14 protein-coding genes are annotated in these 15,464 nt (G+C 37.4%); 1 reads left to right on the forward strand and 13 read right to left on the reverse strand.

Translation table 11 applies throughout. The features are described from left to right. Positions 1-3: 3 nt before the first annotated feature. The 7 genes from GNP81_RS03290 to rsgA all read right to left on the reverse strand — a co-directional run bounded on the left by GNP81_RS03290 (position 4) and on the right by rsgA (position 6,414). Positions 4-1,284 carry a TRAP transporter large permease gene (locus tag GNP81_RS03290; RefSeq protein ID WP_017019957.1) on the reverse strand — a complete coding sequence of 427 codons (1,281 nt, stop codon included), beginning with the start codon at positions 1,282-1,284 and terminating at the stop codon, positions 4-6. Further along, entirely contained in the window at positions 1,284-1,790 is a 507-nt protein-coding gene (locus GNP81_RS03295) for a TRAP transporter small permease (protein ID WP_155670209.1), read from the reverse strand. The genes GNP81_RS03290 and GNP81_RS03295 overlap by 1 nt, the downstream gene beginning before the upstream one ends. 57 nt (positions 1,791-1,847) lie before the next feature. Next, positions 1,848-2,840 (reverse strand): TRAP transporter substrate-binding protein, encoded by a 993-nt coding sequence (locus GNP81_RS03300; protein WP_012535649.1) that lies wholly within the window; start codon positions 2,838-2,840, stop codon positions 1,848-1,850. Positions 2,841-2,872: 32 nt separating this feature from the next. Further along, positions 2,873-3,514, reverse strand: coding sequence for a 2-dehydro-3-deoxy-6-phosphogalactonate aldolase (locus GNP81_RS03305; RefSeq protein WP_005421707.1), 642 nt, complete (start codon positions 3,512-3,514; stop codon positions 2,873-2,875). Further along, positions 3,507-4,412 carry a 2-dehydro-3-deoxygalactonokinase gene (locus GNP81_RS03310; protein ID WP_336495459.1) on the reverse strand — a complete coding sequence of 302 codons (906 nt, stop codon included), beginning with the start codon at positions 4,410-4,412 and terminating at the stop codon, positions 3,507-3,509. The genes GNP81_RS03305 and GNP81_RS03310 overlap by 8 nt, the downstream gene beginning before the upstream one ends. A gap of 93 nt (positions 4,413-4,505) precedes the next feature. Further along, on the reverse strand, positions 4,506-5,225 hold the full coding sequence (locus tag GNP81_RS03315) for a FadR/GntR family transcriptional regulator (protein WP_155674189.1): 720 nt from the start codon (positions 5,223-5,225) through the stop codon (positions 4,506-4,508). A gap of 127 nt (positions 5,226-5,352) precedes the next feature. Beyond that, positions 5,353-6,414 (reverse strand): ribosome small subunit-dependent GTPase A, encoded by a 1,062-nt coding sequence (gene rsgA, locus GNP81_RS03320; RefSeq protein ID WP_155674190.1) that lies wholly within the window; start codon positions 6,412-6,414, stop codon positions 5,353-5,355. Positions 6,415-6,938: 524 nt separating this feature from the next. On the opposite strand from rsgA, the gene GNP81_RS03325 reads away from it, so the two are divergent. Then, positions 6,939-8,408 (forward strand): lipid-binding SYLF domain-containing protein, encoded by a 1,470-nt coding sequence (locus GNP81_RS03325; RefSeq protein WP_155674191.1) that lies wholly within the window; start codon positions 6,939-6,941, stop codon positions 8,406-8,408. 46 nt (positions 8,409-8,454) lie between these two features. Here GNP81_RS03325 and GNP81_RS03330 read toward each other — a convergent pair whose 3' ends face one another. The 6 genes from GNP81_RS03330 to katE2 form a co-directional block, all read right to left on the reverse strand. Further along, on the reverse strand, positions 8,455-9,093 hold the full coding sequence (locus GNP81_RS03330; RefSeq protein WP_155674192.1) for a 3'-5' exonuclease: 639 nt from the start codon (positions 9,091-9,093) through the stop codon (positions 8,455-8,457). A 79-nt stretch (positions 9,094-9,172) separates the two neighbouring features. After that, entirely contained in the window at positions 9,173-10,786 is a 1,614-nt protein-coding gene (locus GNP81_RS03335) for an ABC-F family ATPase (RefSeq protein ID WP_155674193.1), read from the reverse strand. Positions 10,787-11,013: 227 nt separating this feature from the next. Next, positions 11,014-11,553 carry a porin family protein gene (locus GNP81_RS03340; RefSeq protein WP_155674194.1) on the reverse strand — a complete coding sequence of 180 codons (540 nt, stop codon included), beginning with the start codon at positions 11,551-11,553 and terminating at the stop codon, positions 11,014-11,016. Positions 11,554-11,764: 211 nt separating this feature from the next. Then, positions 11,765-12,943: a lytic polysaccharide monooxygenase gene (locus GNP81_RS03345; RefSeq protein WP_155674195.1), complete on the reverse strand. Its 1,179-nt coding sequence runs from the start codon at positions 12,941-12,943 to the stop codon at positions 11,765-11,767. A 271-nt stretch (positions 12,944-13,214) separates the two neighbouring features. Next, positions 13,215-13,754, reverse strand: a complete 540-nt coding sequence (locus GNP81_RS03350; RefSeq protein WP_155674196.1) for a hypothetical protein — start codon at positions 13,752-13,754, stop codon at positions 13,215-13,217. Between the two features lie 221 nt (positions 13,755-13,975). Then, positions 13,976-15,424, reverse strand: a complete 1,449-nt coding sequence (gene katE2 / locus GNP81_RS03360; protein WP_005421686.1) for a catalase KatE2 — start codon at positions 15,422-15,424, stop codon at positions 13,976-13,978. Positions 15,425-15,464 lie beyond the last annotated feature (40 nt).

The raw sequence follows: 15,464 nt of genomic DNA on the forward strand, positions 1-15,464 counted from the left end.
CAATTAACCAAACAGATTAGGTAGAAACGTAATAACTTCAGGAAGTAAAACGAGGGAGAATTGAACCAATAACATACTTAATAAGAATGGTACGATTGCTCGACTTAACTGAACCATTGATGATCCTGTTATGCCTTTTGCCACAAAGAGATTAACCCCAACAGGCGGAGTAATAAGCCCTAATTCAGTACCAACAATTAAAATGATACCGAAATGATATGGACTCACTCCAAGTTGAACCAAGATAGGTAAAAATAGTGGGGTATAAATAAGTATTTGAGCAGCTGTTTCGATAAATAGGCCAGTAAACATAATAAGCACAACAAAAATCATTAAGATAAGTGTCGCGTTATTAGTGTATGACAGAATAAGCTCGCCTATCATTTGTGGTATTTGGCTGATCGTTAAATAACGAGCAAATGCCGTGGCAAAGCCTAATATGATGATTACACAACCCGTCGTCAGTGCAGCTTTAACGATCACTGGGCGTAAATCACTAAATTTCATTTCCTTATGAACGAACAAACTAATAATTAAGGTATAAATCACCGTAATACAAGCGGCTTCTGTTGCGGTAAAAATACCTGAATAGATACCACCAAGAATAATAATAGGTGTTAGTAGTGCCCACTTTGCTTCTTTTAATGTGGTCTTCACTTGCTGTAAGCTAAAGTCTTCATCCTGCCCTTTATACCCACGACGTTTAGAGATCCAATACACAACCAAGATAAGTCCAGTACCTATCATCGCACCAGGAATAAACCCAGCCAAAAACATATCACCAATCGATATTTCAGCTGTAACCGCATAAATAATCATTGGAATTGACGGTGGGATAAGAATACCAAGCGAGCCTGCGGATGCAGTTAATGCACCTGCAAAATGACGGTTATAACCTTTTTCTATCATCGATGGCACCATCATAGAACCAATGGCAGCAACCGTTGCAGGAGATGAACCAGAAATAGCGGCAAAAAACATACACGCCACAACAGTAACAATACCTAAGCCGCCAGCAGTACGCCCAACAAGACTTGAAGCAAAGTTAACAATGCGACGAGATAATCCGCCCGTTTCCATAACAAAACCGGCCATAATAAACATAGGTATTGCAAGATAGGTAAACGAATCTAATGCTGAAAATGAAAGTTGAGCGATAAATGAAACAGGGATATCACTTAAAAATAGAGCAAAAGCCGTTGTCATACCAATACTAATGGCAATAGGCATACCAACAAAAAGTAAGACCACAAAAGCCAACATCGCGATTCCGAAAGTAGCCATTAGTCACACCCCACTGATATATTTGGTTCATCTAATTTATTCGTTAATCGTAAATAAGCACGCTGAATTAAGCGCAGTGATATTAAATAAAATGAAAAAGGAACAACGGCGTATACCCAGCCAGAACTCCAACCAAGAGCAGGCGTTGTTTGCTCAACATCAAGAGTTTCAATGGTAATTTCAATACCGTAATAACCGATATAAATCATAAAGATTGCAAAAGATAGATCGATAATAGTGTCTAAAATTCGCTTGTTTGCTCCTTTGATATAATTATCAATCACCTCAACACGAACATGTGCACCTCGAATAACCGCTAAACTTGCCGAAATATAAACAAGTGCAATAAAAACATATCGAGATAATTCTTCTGTCCACGACAACGAAAAGTTAAAAACAAAACGAAATAATATTTGCAAAAAACAGAGAATAATAAGAGAAGAGAACAGTAATATACTGACGTATTCTTCAATATTATTCATAAAATAATTAATTTTATTTTTCATAATACAAACCTAAAACAGTCAGAGCTCCTATATAAAAAAGGAGCTCTATTTCCATGTTTATTGAAGGGAATCCACAGTTGCTGTTAGCTCACGATATAATTCAGGATTAATATCATCGGCAAACTGCTGAACAACAGGCGCTACGATTTCACGCATTTTTGCTTTTTCTTCTGGGGAGATCTCAGTGTAAACCAGCCCTGCATCAATCATACTTTGTAATGATTGCTTATCTTGTTCACGTACTGAAGTTCGCATATGATCTATAGCGACTTTCGCTGCATCATTTAATGCCGTTTGTTCTTCTTCAGATAAACCATTGTAGAATCGCTTACCGACAACAAACACAACCCAACTATAAACATGACCAGTATTCGATACGTATTTTTGTACTTCATACAAACGCTGTGAATAGATATTGGTATATGGATTTTCTTGGCCATCTACCACTCCTTGTTGAAGTGATGAAAATAGCTCAGAAAAAGCCATTGGCGTTGGGTTTGCACCTAAAGCACGGAATGAATCTAAGTGTGCTTTGTTCTGCATGGTTCTTAATTTTAGCCCATCAAAATCTTTTGCCGTAGCAATAGGACGAGTGTTATTCGTTACATGTCGAAAACCAAAGTTCCCATACCCTAAACCAACATAACCAGCTCTTTCTAATTTAGAAGCTAATTTCTGTCCCCATTCACCATCAACAACTTGATTAGCAATATCTTCTGTAGGAAAAATAAAAGGCAAAGATAAAATATTAAAATCCTTGACGATATTTGCTAGTACAGCTGGAGATGGAAGGTTCATTTGTACAATATTTTGCTTAATAGCTTCGAGAGCTTCTTGGTCATTTCCTAACTGATTATTAGCAAAAACCTTCACATCGATACTATTATTTGTTGCTTGTTCAACGTGCTCTTCAAATTTCTTCATTGCAGCGTATTCGAAGTGTGATTCAGGAACCCCAATCCCGATTCTCATTGTTTTAGCAGCATTTGCATAGGATGAAACAGCAATCATCGACACAGCACATAGCGTAAAAAGTTTGTTCAGTTTCATAATTTATTCCTTTGTAGGGAGAGTAAATTGTTTTATTTTTGTGTGCCTAACCAAGCTTTTTTATAGGCATGACTACGGCTTTTTAGCTCTTCTAGTGACATACCTTTTTGATATAATCCAGACCCAAGACCAAATCCATCAGCCCCAACATCTAAATACTCTTGCATACTTTCTTTATTTGCAGCCACACCACCAACAGGAAGGCAAACCGTTCCTTCTGGCAGCACTGACTTCATTGCTTTTATTCCTTTTGCTCCAATCACTTCAGCAGGAAAAAACTTCAATGCAGAAGCACCACAAGATAATGCAGTAAATGCTTCTGTTGTTGTTTGAACCCCTGGCATAACAATACAACCCCGCTTAGATGCAATACTAATTACATCTGGATTCATATTTGGTGTGACAATTAATTTTGCTCCAGTCTCTAATACGTCAATCAATTTTTGTTGATCGGTTACTGTACCAGCTCCTACGATAGCTTCATCACCATATTCATCCACAAGTAACTTAATACTCATTAATGCGTCAGGACTATTAAGAGGAACTTCAATAAACCGATATCCCTCTTCAATCAGTATCTTGGCTGCAGGTAAAATTTCACTTGGCAAAATACCGCGTAAAATAGCGACAAGAGGTAATGATTGAAAAAATGGATTTGCTTTTAAGTTAGCCATTACTCTTATTTTCTCCTTTAAATGATTGATATAAATGATTCATACCAGCCAAAAAGCACTCATCTCCACTGACTTGTTGAGCATCAAAACCAAGATGGTTCAGTGCTTGAACATAACGCTCAGTCAATAAAGAGTTACCAACAACAAAACACGGTTCTGTTATCGATAATTGACTTAATTCATGGCCAATTAATAAACCGGATAAATAGGATTCAATATTGTTTTCATCAATTTGATCGAATAAGCGTCTTGTTCGAACACTGAATAAGATTTGATTTAGCGGATGTTGACGTCCTAAACAAACGCCATCTAAAAAGACATGTTGAGAATTATTTTGAATAGGTAAGTCTTTACCTAAAATGGAATGGTGCTTTAAAAGAGAGAACAGCTCTCCTGTCATCACGGTAGAAAAACGCTCTAACAGACCATTTTTCCAGTAAACATGTTTACTATGAGTACCAGGTAGAATAGAAAAGAATGTCGACTTATTAATAATATCTGACAAACCAATCAACTGTACCTCTTCTCCTCTCATGACATCAGGCATTCCTACCGAATTATGAGAACAACTCACACCAGCAATAATGTTAGCCTGCCCATTAAAAACAGTAACCGTATTTCCTATAAACTCAGAAATACTTGCTGGCGTTTTGATGTATTGTGCTTCTTTCCAACCTTGTTTTGAGCCAACCATGCCAGCCATCAAAATCGGAAGAGTTGGACAAGCCGTTAACCAATGACCAATTAACCCTTCAAGAGTGTCAGGAAAGTCACCTTTCTTAACACTCAATAATCCTTTTGATTCTTCTACACGTGAAAGACATTCCCCTTGCCCATTCATTAAAAATGCACGGAAATTGGTTGTCCCCCAATCTATCGCTACCCAATTATTTTCCACCAGACCTCCAAGTCAGACAAACAATAACAACTTGTATGACAAGAATACTAGTGATAAAAAAACAGTGATACCGTGATCACCGTCTAAAATTGATTAATTAATATACTTAATGTATTTATTTGCAACATTGGTAACCTTATTTATAGCATTAACAACAATCATCTTCATTTCATTACGAGCGATTTCTGGTTCTCTCATACGAACAGCATCCATCACTCTAAAGTGTTCATCCAATGCAGGCTTACTTAAAGTCAAATCGTTATCACAAGTTTGCTTGAACGAGACTGTCATAGCAGTAGTAAGAGCATCTCCCATTGCGATTAAAAATGGATTATGTGTTGCTAAAAGTAATGAGTGGTGAAAACGAATATCACCTTTGGTCATCATTTCCTGATCTTTTAACTTCACACCTTTTACCATTAAATCATAAGCTTCCTCTATAAGAGCAAGATCTTTTCCTGTTGCATTTATTGCTGCAAGAGAGGCTATATTTGGTTCAAAAACTAATCTTGTAGCCATTAAATGACCAATAATTTCATCATTTACCTGAAATTCTGCAACCCAATTAAGAACATCATTATCCAGCCAATTCCACTCTTCTGGAGAGTTAACCACACTGCCACTTTTCGGTATTATGGTTATGATTCCTTTACTTGATAAATTCTGTAATGCCGCTCTTACAGAGGTTCTTGATACATCTAATTCCTTTGCAAGGTAGTTTTCTCCCATTAAAGAGTCCCCACAAACTAAGTCATTAGTAAAGATTAATTTCACTACATATTGTTGTACTATTTCTGTTTTAGAAAGGCTCATTCTTATCATACAAGTTAGAAGACATTAAGAACATAATATGCGTAATATTGATGATTGTATAGCCAGATAACAAAAAACCGCCTTTATTCAAAATAATAAAGGCGGTTTTATAAGTTATCTTTGTATATTAATAAGCGCTTGTCTCATACCCTTTTTTACGGCTACGAGCTTCGGCAATAGCACCATGTACCATTTTACCAAAGGCTTTATCTTTCGCGCGCTGTTCAGCTAGGCTTGCTCCATTAATCGCTTGCTCACGCATTAGCTTTTGGTAGCTAACTAAACGTCGCTCATCTAGAACACCAGAATCTACTGCTTTTAATACTGCACAGCCAGGCTCTTTAGTGTGTGAACAATCACTAAAGCGACAAGTTAACGCAAGATCCGTAATCTCACTAAATGTTGCATTAACGCCTTGCTCGCAATCTGCTAATTGCAATTCACGCATTCCAGGAGTATCCATTAACAGACCGCCTTGAGGCATTAGCTTAAGTGCACGATGCGTCGTTGTATGTCTACCTTTACTGTCATCCTCACGGATTTCGCCCGTCTCCTGAGCTTCAAATCCAAGTAATCCATTCACTAATGTTGATTTACCAACACCAGATGAACCTAAGAAAGCAATAGTTTGGCCATTTTTACAATAGCTATGTAACGCTGTTAGCTCTCTCGCATCTAATGCATTCACACTGTATACGCTCATCATACGATTCAGTTTTTGCACTTGATCTTGTTTATCATCAGCATCGTCGCATAAATCAGCTTTAGTCAGAACAACCACAGGCTCTACTTCAGCTTCTTTTGCAATAGCAAGATAACGCTCAATACGGCTCAAATTGAAATCGTTATTCAAAGAACATACGATCATGACACTATCAACATTCGCAGCAATCAGCTGTGATGCGACTTTAGAACCCGGTGCTTTACGATCAAACAATGATTGTCTATCTAGTACACGCTGAATTCGTAGATCTTCATCAAATAGTACCCAATCACCCACACAAACACGCTCATCACCAGATGGTGGTAATAAACTCACTTGGCCTTGCTCACTCAAAACAATCACATTGCTTCGATGCTGTTCAATAATTCGACCAACCTGAAAATCAGTTAAATCTTCAAAAGTCAGTTGTTGTTGAAAATAAGGTCGCCAGCCTAGTTGCGATAGTGTGAGAATTTGCTCACTCATTTGTTGCTCCATACATATGGTAGATTGTTTACCATTGATAGGGATATATAAAAATCAATGGTAAGCAATCTAATGCAAATCCCTCATAAAACAAGGTGTTTAAACTGCTCTATTTTGCTCCGAGATTTTACCACCGTATACAGAAAAAATAGCAATGAAAGTTTTTCGATGAACCTCTCTTTTTCATCGTTTTAAGATCTTGGTAGCAATTATTTACAACAAGATGATAAACAAATGAAGTTTTACTTTTTTTCTCATCAATTAGCCCCACTATTTTTCCGTTTTTACAGAAAAAATATGATTAGTTCAGAGTATGATAACCTTCCTATTCATTTGAAAATTGAACAAAAGCGGCAATGAATAATGAAAACAACAAATAGTGATTTTATTTCCTTAAAAGCCAAGCAGTCACAAATAAATACCTTATACTTAATTATTCACAAATACGGTGGCCAAAAGAATTAATGCGCTTTAGATCCCACTATCTTTTTCGCTCCGATCAGCTTAGCTAAAGGATTATGCATATGGTGATTCGTATTTTATGGTTTTTTTATTTAGGAATATTGGTAGGTTGCAGCTCTCATGTTCCCAAAAAAGACAGGGATAACGTAAGAAACGAAATAAATACTACCTCTTCTGAAATCATCACAAAAATAAGTAAAGACTACCCTGATGTAGCAGACCAACTTCAATCAGCAAAAGGTTACGGTACAGTCAGTTTATCTGGCATCATGGTTCCTGCAATTGGAGGGGCGACAGGAAGAGGCGCTATCTATAACAATGAAGATTCTTCAATTACTTATATTGATGTTAACCGATATGATCTTGGTATAGGTTTAGCTCTTGGTAATTATCAAGCTCTCGCAATTTTTGATACTGAAGAAGCAATAGCAGAGTACAAGCGAGGCGTTCACACTCTTTCACTTGAAGCGGCCTTAAATCTTGATGATGAAGGGACAACAACTTCAGCCGCACTTCTTGATGCAGAAAATGATGTCCCAGTCTATGTACTATCAAATTCTGGTTTCGGTGCAACAGGAACATTGCGCTACTTATCAACCTCCGTTAACCATGATTTAAACGATACAGGATTAGGTGACTTTACCATTCCAAATAAAACCGAGCCTACAGAAACTGATAGCCATTCACCAGAATCAACAAAAGCCCCGAAAAAATGGGAAAGATCACTTCCTTTTTATGCACAAGCCGTCATTGATAAAGGTTACTCATTGCCCAAACCTTATGGCGTAAGCATCATCTATACAGATACTTTTCAATACATGGATATCAGTGATTTAGATGTGGGTATTAATGGCTCTAAACAGTACCCTATTGATTTTGTTTCTTTTGATAACAACAGTAATAACACAAAATCGCCTCAGCTAAAGCTGGATGCGTGGCTATTTCCTTTTATGAATGTCTTTGGAGCGGTAGGGAAAATTAAAGGGACGGCTGATATAGGAATACAATTCAGCGGCGATGATTTACTTAATCAACTTGGCAAAGATTGCAGCCTAATAAAAAACAAACCCATATGTAAAATATTTCAAGGTAGAGATCCTAGTGTAAATGTTACCGCTCATTTAGAAGGTACAAACTATACCTTAGGAACCGTATTGGCTTCAGGGTGGAACAGTTATTTCGTCACTCTACCTATTTCAGTAACTTACGCTGATATGAAAAAGAATGATGCAGAAGGCTTAATCGTCAATATCTCACCTAGGGTAGGAAAGATATTCCCGATCACAGGCCCTCAATCTATCGCCGTATATGCTGGCGGTACCTATTTAGATAGCACATTAACACTAACCGGAACGTATAACTACGAAGGGTTTGGCATTGACTATAAAGTAAAACAAAGTAATACGGATAAATGGGCTAGCTTAGTTGGGGCTAACTACGTATTTAATCAAAATTGGTCATTAGCTATGGAATACGGATGGAAGTCAGATAGAAAAAGACAATTTATCACACTTCTAAATCGACGCTTTTAATATGCAATGAGTATAACGATAAAATAAATCGCTCTATGCCAACTGATTAGCGATTCTTTTTCAAAAAATTTGTAATAGAAGATTTAGGCGTTTTACCTATCTTCATCATTAATTCAAAACTTGGATTTACTATTCCGTGCTCTCTTTCTAACGTCTCTAATAATACCAACCATAATGAGGCAGTTACCTCGGCATCCGCTAATGCCCGGTGAAATACACCATCATTTTCAATTTGATGATAAGCGACCAAATCACCTAATTTATGCGATGACGCTTCTTGAGTTAATCGTCTTGATACTAATAATGAACACGCAAAATCACCATCATATCCACGCTCAATTAACGCTAACTCACCATCTAAAAAACGCTTATCAAACGAGGCATTATGAGCAACTAAATTGCAACCTTGAATAAAGTTGGCAAACTCATTCATAACTTCATCACAACTAGCAGCATCAGCTAACATTCGATTTGAAATACCGGTGTAATTCTCGATGAATGAACTCACTCTAAAGCCCGGATTCATTAGATCTTGAAAGCGATCAACCACCACACCATTTTCTAACTTAACCGCACCAATCTCGATGGCACGATCACCCTGATTAGGAGATAAGCCTGTGGTTTCAAAATCGAGTACAACAACTGTATTTGCTGGTACTGTTTTTTTAGAGCAAATGAATGACATGTATATTTCCTAAATAAACAAATAAAAAAACGCGAGCTGATAATCAGTCTCGCGTTTTAAAGTGTAATGATAGTAGCGCTTATTTTGCAATATTCACTTGTAGCATTTTCACTTGGTGATCTAAGTACTCATCGTAAGTACCTTGGAAGTTCACTACTTTTTTATCTTTAATATCAATAATGTGTGTTGCTAGTGATGATACAAACTCACGGTCATGACTAACGAAAATTAAGGTACCTGTGTACACTTTTAGGGCTTCGTTTAGTGCTTCAATCGCTTCCATGTCCATGTGGTTGGTTGGTTCATCCATAACAAGTACGTTAATGTCTTGCATCATTAACTTGCCAAACAATAGGCGGTTTTTCTCACCACCTGAACAGCTTTTGGCTTTTTTGTTTGCATCATCAGCAGTAAACAAAAGACGACCTAAAATACCACGAACCATCAAGTCATCGTGCTTAACAGTACGCCACTGAGAAATCCAATCAAAAATACTTAGATCGTTATCAAAATCAGCTGTGCTGTCTTGCGGGCAGTAACCAAACGTTGCGTTTTCAGACCACTTAACAATACCTTCGTTTTGTTGTAAATCTTGAACTAAACAACGTAAGAAAGTTGTTTTACCCACACCATTCTCACCGATTACAGCGAGACGAGTGCCAGCTTCTAGCAGTAAGTTACCGCCAGAAAACAGAGTATCACCATCAAAACCATGACCTAGGTTCTCAATCTCTAGTGCTTGACGGTGCAGTTTTTTACCTTCACCGAAATTAATTGATGGGCTCATACGGCTTGATGATTTCACTTCATCCAGTGTAATTTTGTCCATTTTCTTTGCACGAGAACTGGCTTGTTTCGCTTTCGATGCGTTAGCACCAAAACGGTTTACAAAGTCTTGTAGTTCACTGATCTCTGCTTCTTTCTTCGCGTTACCCGCTAATAGTTGTTCACGGATCAAGCTTGATGCTTCTAAGAAGTACTCGTAGTTACCTGGGTAAATACGCAGTTCACCGTAGTCAATATCTGCCATGTGCGTACATACAGAGTTTAAGAAGTGTCTGTCGTGCGAGATGATGATCATGGTACATTTACGTTTGTTTAGCTCTTCTGCTAACCAGTTGATCGTATGAATGTCCAAGTTGTTGGTTGGTTCATCAAGTAACAAGATATCTGGGTTTGCAAACAAGGCTTGTGCCAGTAACACACGCAGTTTCCAACCAGGAGAAACTTGCTGCATTAAACCAAAATGAAGAGATTCATCAATACCAGCTTGGATTAGAATATCACCCGCACGGCTCTCTGCGCTGTAGCCATCCATTTCAGCGAATTCACTTTCAAGCTCAGCTACTTTCATGCCATCTTCTTCACTCATTTCTGGTAGTGAATAGATACGATCACGCTCTTGTTTGATTTCCCATAGTTTCTTATCACCCATGATCACAACATCAACTACATTGTATTTCTCAAACGCAAACTGGTCTTGGCTTAATACGCCTAACTTTTGTCCCGGAGTCATTGATACGTTACCAGAACTCGGCGTTAATGCACCACTTAGAATCTTCATGAAGGTTGATTTTCCGCAACCATTCGCGCCGATCAAACCATAACGGTTACCGTTGCCAAATTTTGCTGAAATGTTTTCAAATAGAGGCTCTGCGCCAAATTGCATGGTGATATTGTTTGATTGTATCAACGAAATAATTCCTAGGGTTTACTGACAAGTCATGATTAGGCGCTAAAAAGCCAAAAGATGAAGGACGAAAGTATGATGAATGAGAAAATCTAGGCGCGGATTATACAGAGATCTCGATCACATTGTCGAGAAGTATGACGTTTTAATACACAATAAAAAAGCTCCGGAAAAATCCAGAGCTTTAAGAATTAAAAAGAGAACTTAAATTAGGTATTAATCAAGCTTGATTAAAATTTATAACCCACAGTAAAAGAGAATTGATCAGCAAAAATATTATCTCCACTCTCTTTTAAGTTAATGAAATCCAATCTTAAATCAGTATAAAAGTGCTGATTAAATGTAGCTCTTGTACCAATGCCAGCAAAAATAGTTGAATCATTCCACTTTGAAATATTTTGACCCAAAATACTGTATTCTTCTTTAAATTTAGCAAAGCCCAATACACCATAAGGCTTAATCGATGCATTTTGCATATGGAACGTATAACCAATATCAGCATCGAACTTAAAGGTTGAGGTATCAATATCTACAATTGATTCACTTCCACTGCCTTTATTTAAAGAAAGGTTAATACCAACAATATCGTTAATGTCATAACCATAAGCCAATGTAAAACCACTTGTTGAATATTTATCCTCCCAAGCGACATCATCAATACTAGTTGAATTAAAGCCTAATCCAATTCGATGGCCTTCTAAAACATTAGCATAAAGAGTGGTTGAAGATAAAAGTGCTGTTGCTAGAAGTGTTTTTTGTACTAATTTCATAATTACTCTCATTTTTTAAAATAATGATTTCATCCTTGAATTCGTGTTCTTAATCATTGAGTGCATAATATGGAATCAATGTAATTTAGACTAAACAGATCTCATTATGTTATTCATAAGCATTACTTATAATAAAAGCCCTAAACAAATAATTTAGGGCTTAAATATTAAATAGTACGTCTTTTAATTAATATGAATTTAATACTGAGTCTTATCGCCATACACCCCATTCGCCAGTCGTTCCAGGCTCTTCTCCTTTTGTCCACCACTGCGCCACCCATACTTTATCTTTATGAGTAACGGTATCGCCTGCATTATACGTTGCGGTTTTATCCCATTGATTTGAAGGTTCTACTGGCGGCTCAACGGGTGGAGTAATATCGGCTTTAATTAAAGAAAGCTGATAACTCACATTCGCTGTAGGTGCAAAGACTTTATTTGCATAAATATTATTTGAATCATACATATAATGATTCATTTCTTGATGCCAAATACCAATGAACCACTCTTTGTTTTTGAGTTGATTAAACTGTCCAGCCAACTCTGCTGACCATGTTGATGTGTTATTGGCTGTAATGGCTAAGCTAATATCAGTGGTTTCAGCTCCTGTAGAATCAAACGTTCTGAAACGAACCGTATCTCCAGATTCAACGGGACCAAATCCTTGATTAATGTAATAACCTAGGTCCAAATATTGTGGTGGTTCAACAGGATCAGTTGGTTTTGGTGGCGTTGTACCTGAGCCGTTAAAAGAAATGTCACTACAGTTATAGAATCCCTCACCAGCGGCATCCTCACGCTGCCAACGCGTATAGAGAACCGCTGAATCACTCCTATCTACCGGAAGTGTTATTTTAATTCGGTATTTTTTATCTTCTCCAACAGGAACATTTCCTGCAGTATCAACTAAAGTTAGGTCTGCCCAAGTTAATGGAGCCGTTGGATCATAATTTTCATTAGAAAGATAAAACTGCCAATAAGAAGGATTATGTGGAGCCGTCGCATTAAATATGAGTTCTATCTGATTATTTTCATCCAGAGTTATCGATGTTTTCTGCCAGTGTGATGAGCCTAAGTTTAATCCAGACTTAGCAGCATCACCTGCGGAACATAAGTGACCATCACGAACAATCGCTTGAACATGTGCCATATCTTGATAGTTAGGTACGTTAGCAGCAACTTCATTACGTTGAACAAAAGGAAAAGCGCCTGATTCATCATAAGCAGCCTGACACGCTTGATTGGGAATGGTGTTATCCCAAAAACCTCCATCTAAATAACAGGTATTTTGTCTTGCACTAGGGTATTCAACCCAGCCGTGCGCTTGTGCTCCCATTGAAGATAGTGCGCCAACAAAAGCAATGGTGAGCGAAGTTAATTTATTAGTCATTTTCTTTCCTTGTTTATGAACGATAAAGTACTTAGTAGCACAATACTTACACCCACAAAGCTAGCAAAAAAAGACGATTTCACTCTATGTATAGATTCAATATTGAATAAGATTTCATCATTTTGTTATCTGCTTTCCAATCACTTATGAACAAAATGAAAAAAGAAATTTCCCTTTCGACCCACATCATGAAATTTACAATGTAAACTCACACTAAACCATCATGATTAAGAGCGATTAAATCAAAGAGATAACCGCTCATAAAATCAGACTAAACCCAGTTATCTGCGGTGATCTTATTCTCAAATAATCGTGAGAATAAAATGCCACGAATATAGCTGTTAAATAAATCAAAATTAAAGTCTTTTGCGTCAATATGAATAAGCTCAGATTCAATGACTTCTTTCACATCATTTTGACTCATCATGCTCATGATGAATGCTGGAATAGAAAAACACTGACTTACCGTTTTTCCACATTGAAAAGTTAAATTATCAAAATTAATTTCAACGGTTTGATGCGCATCAAGCGGAACTGGGGATACATTCAATAAAGCAGAACTCATCAAATTAACGATATAATCAGCACGAGACTCTTTAATCTCAGATGATTCACGAGCTTTCTCAATAAAGTCTTTATTCTCAGAAACCAGCAACGACAATAATCCTTGTGCCTCAGCTGAATCTTTACTGAACTTCAAGATGTAATCATAAATAACTTGGTCAATCATGACTTCTTGTTCATCTTCACCATAAGCTATTGGTGACGTTTGATTAAAAATATCTTTTGAAAATTGAATGTATGCACTCATGGGGTACTTCTCCGGTTCATTTAATGCAATTAAATTTGACTATATCCCCATAAATAAAAAAATGAATATGGCCATTTCTTAAAGTGAACACTCTGTCTCATTTTTTACAGAGAAAAAAACCATAACAGTAACGACTTTATCATTTTGATAAATTTTATTTAAATCAAAATGATAGGCATAAAAAAAGGCGACTCATTCGTCGCCTTTTATTAATTTTTTTATCAATTAAATTCGCTTACATCGATATCAAGCAGTTTACCGATACCTTCACCATAAGCAGGGTCAGCTTTATAACAATGTCTTAAATGACGAAGTTGAATTTCTTTTGGTACGCCATTTAAGTTACGAGCAGTATTATCAAACAAAATAGCTTGTTGTTCCGCAGTCATTAAGCGGAATAGATCACCCGGTTGTGAGAAATAATCATCATCTTCACGGTGATCCCAATGTGCAGCTGCACCATCAAGGTTTAATGCTGGTTCTGCAAAATCAGGTTGCTCAGCCCATTGGCCTTCATTGTTTGGTTCATAACCTAGTGTGCTACCAAAGTTACCATCAACACGCATTGCACCATCACGGTGATAGCTGTGAACAGGACAACGAGGTGCGTTCACTGGAATGTGTTGGTGATTTACCCCTAAACGGTAACGTTGTGCATCACCATACGCAAATAAACGACCTTGTAGCATCTTATCTGGCGAGAAGCTGATACCAGGAACTACGTTTGCTGGGTTAAATGCCGACTGTTCAACTTCAGCAAAGAAGTTTTGCGGATTACGGTTTAACTCAAATTCACCCACTTCAATCAACGGATAATCTTTATGTGGCCATACTTTTGTTAAATCGAATGGGTTGTAAGACACTTTTGCCGCATCAGCTTCAGGCATGATCTGCACTTTTAGTGTCCATTTAGGGAAATCTTGATTATCAATGCTTTCAAGTAAATCACGTTGATGACTTTCACGATCTTGACCAATCACTTGTGCAGCTTCAGCATCTGACAAGTTTTTAATACCTTGCTGTGATTTAAAGTGGAACTTAACCCAAAAACGCTCATTATCGCTATTAATAAAGCTAAACGTGTGGCTACCAAAGCCATGCATGTGACGGTATGTTGCAGGAATACCACGATCACTCATTACAATAGTCACTTGGTGAAGTGCTTCAGGTAATGATGTCCAGAAATCCCAGTTATTTTTCGCGCTTCGCATATTTGTGCGAGGATCACGTTTCACGGCGTGGTTTAAATCAGGGAATTTTAGTGGATCACGTAAGAAGAATACTGGCGTATTGTTACCAACCAAGTCCCAGTTACCTTCTTCTGTATAGAATTTTAGCGCAAAACCACGGATATCACGTTCAGCATCTGCTGCACCACGTTCACCAGCTACCGTTGTAAAACGTGCGAATAGTTCGGTTTGTTTACCAATTTCAGAAAACAATTTTGCTTTAGTGTATTTCGTAATGTCATGAGTAACCGTAAATGTACCATAAGCACCAGAACCTTTAGCATGCATACGACGCTCAGGAATAACTTCACGATCAAAATGCGCCAGTTTTTCTAAAAACCACACATCTTGCAATAATTGAGGACCGCGTTTACCCGCAGTTTGAACATTTTGGTTATGTGCAACAGGACAACCCGCTGCCGTTGTTAACTTCTTACTCATGATTAGTTCCTTGTTTATGTAAAGTGCACGATAAAACTGT

This window comes from Aliivibrio fischeri (assembly GCF_009727955.1).
In the GTDB taxonomy this organism is placed as follows: domain Bacteria; phylum Pseudomonadota; class Gammaproteobacteria; order Enterobacterales; family Vibrionaceae; genus Aliivibrio; species Aliivibrio fischeri_A.

Bases quoted from the DNA above. Each gene is read 5' to 3' on its own strand.
- GNP81_RS03290 (WP_017019957.1), bottom strand. From the start codon at position 1,284: ATGGCTACTTTCGGAATCGCGATGTTGGCTTTTGTGGTCTTACTTTTT.
- GNP81_RS03295 (WP_155670209.1), bottom strand. From the start codon at position 1,790: ATGAAAAATAAAATTAATTATTTTATGAATAATATTGAAGAATACGTC.
- GNP81_RS03300 (WP_012535649.1), bottom strand. From the start codon at position 2,840: ATGAAACTGAACAAACTTTTTACGCTATGTGCTGTGTCGATGATTGCT.
- GNP81_RS03305 (WP_005421707.1), bottom strand. From the start codon at position 3,514: ATGGCTAACTTAAAAGCAAATCCATTTTTTCAATCATTACCTCTTGTC.
- GNP81_RS03315 (WP_155674189.1), bottom strand. From the start codon at position 5,225: ATGAGCCTTTCTAAAACAGAAATAGTACAACAATATGTAGTGAAATTA.
- rsgA (WP_155674190.1), bottom strand. From the start codon at position 6,414: ATGAGTGAGCAAATTCTCACACTATCGCAACTAGGCTGGCGACCTTAT.
- GNP81_RS03325 (WP_155674191.1), top strand. From the start codon at position 6,939: ATGGTGATTCGTATTTTATGGTTTTTTTATTTAGGAATATTGGTAGGT.
- GNP81_RS03330 (WP_155674192.1), bottom strand. From the start codon at position 9,093: ATGTCATTCATTTGCTCTAAAAAAACAGTACCAGCAAATACAGTTGTT.
- GNP81_RS03340 (WP_155674194.1), bottom strand. From the start codon at position 11,553: ATGAAATTAGTACAAAAAACACTTCTAGCAACAGCACTTTTATCTTCA.
- GNP81_RS03345 (WP_155674195.1), bottom strand. From the start codon at position 12,943: ATGACTAATAAATTAACTTCGCTCACCATTGCTTTTGTTGGCGCACTA.
- GNP81_RS03350 (WP_155674196.1), bottom strand. From the start codon at position 13,754: ATGAGTGCATACATTCAATTTTCAAAAGATATTTTTAATCAAACGTCA.
- katE2 (WP_005421686.1), bottom strand. From the start codon at position 15,424: ATGAGTAAGAAGTTAACAACGGCAGCGGGTTGTCCTGTTGCACATAAC.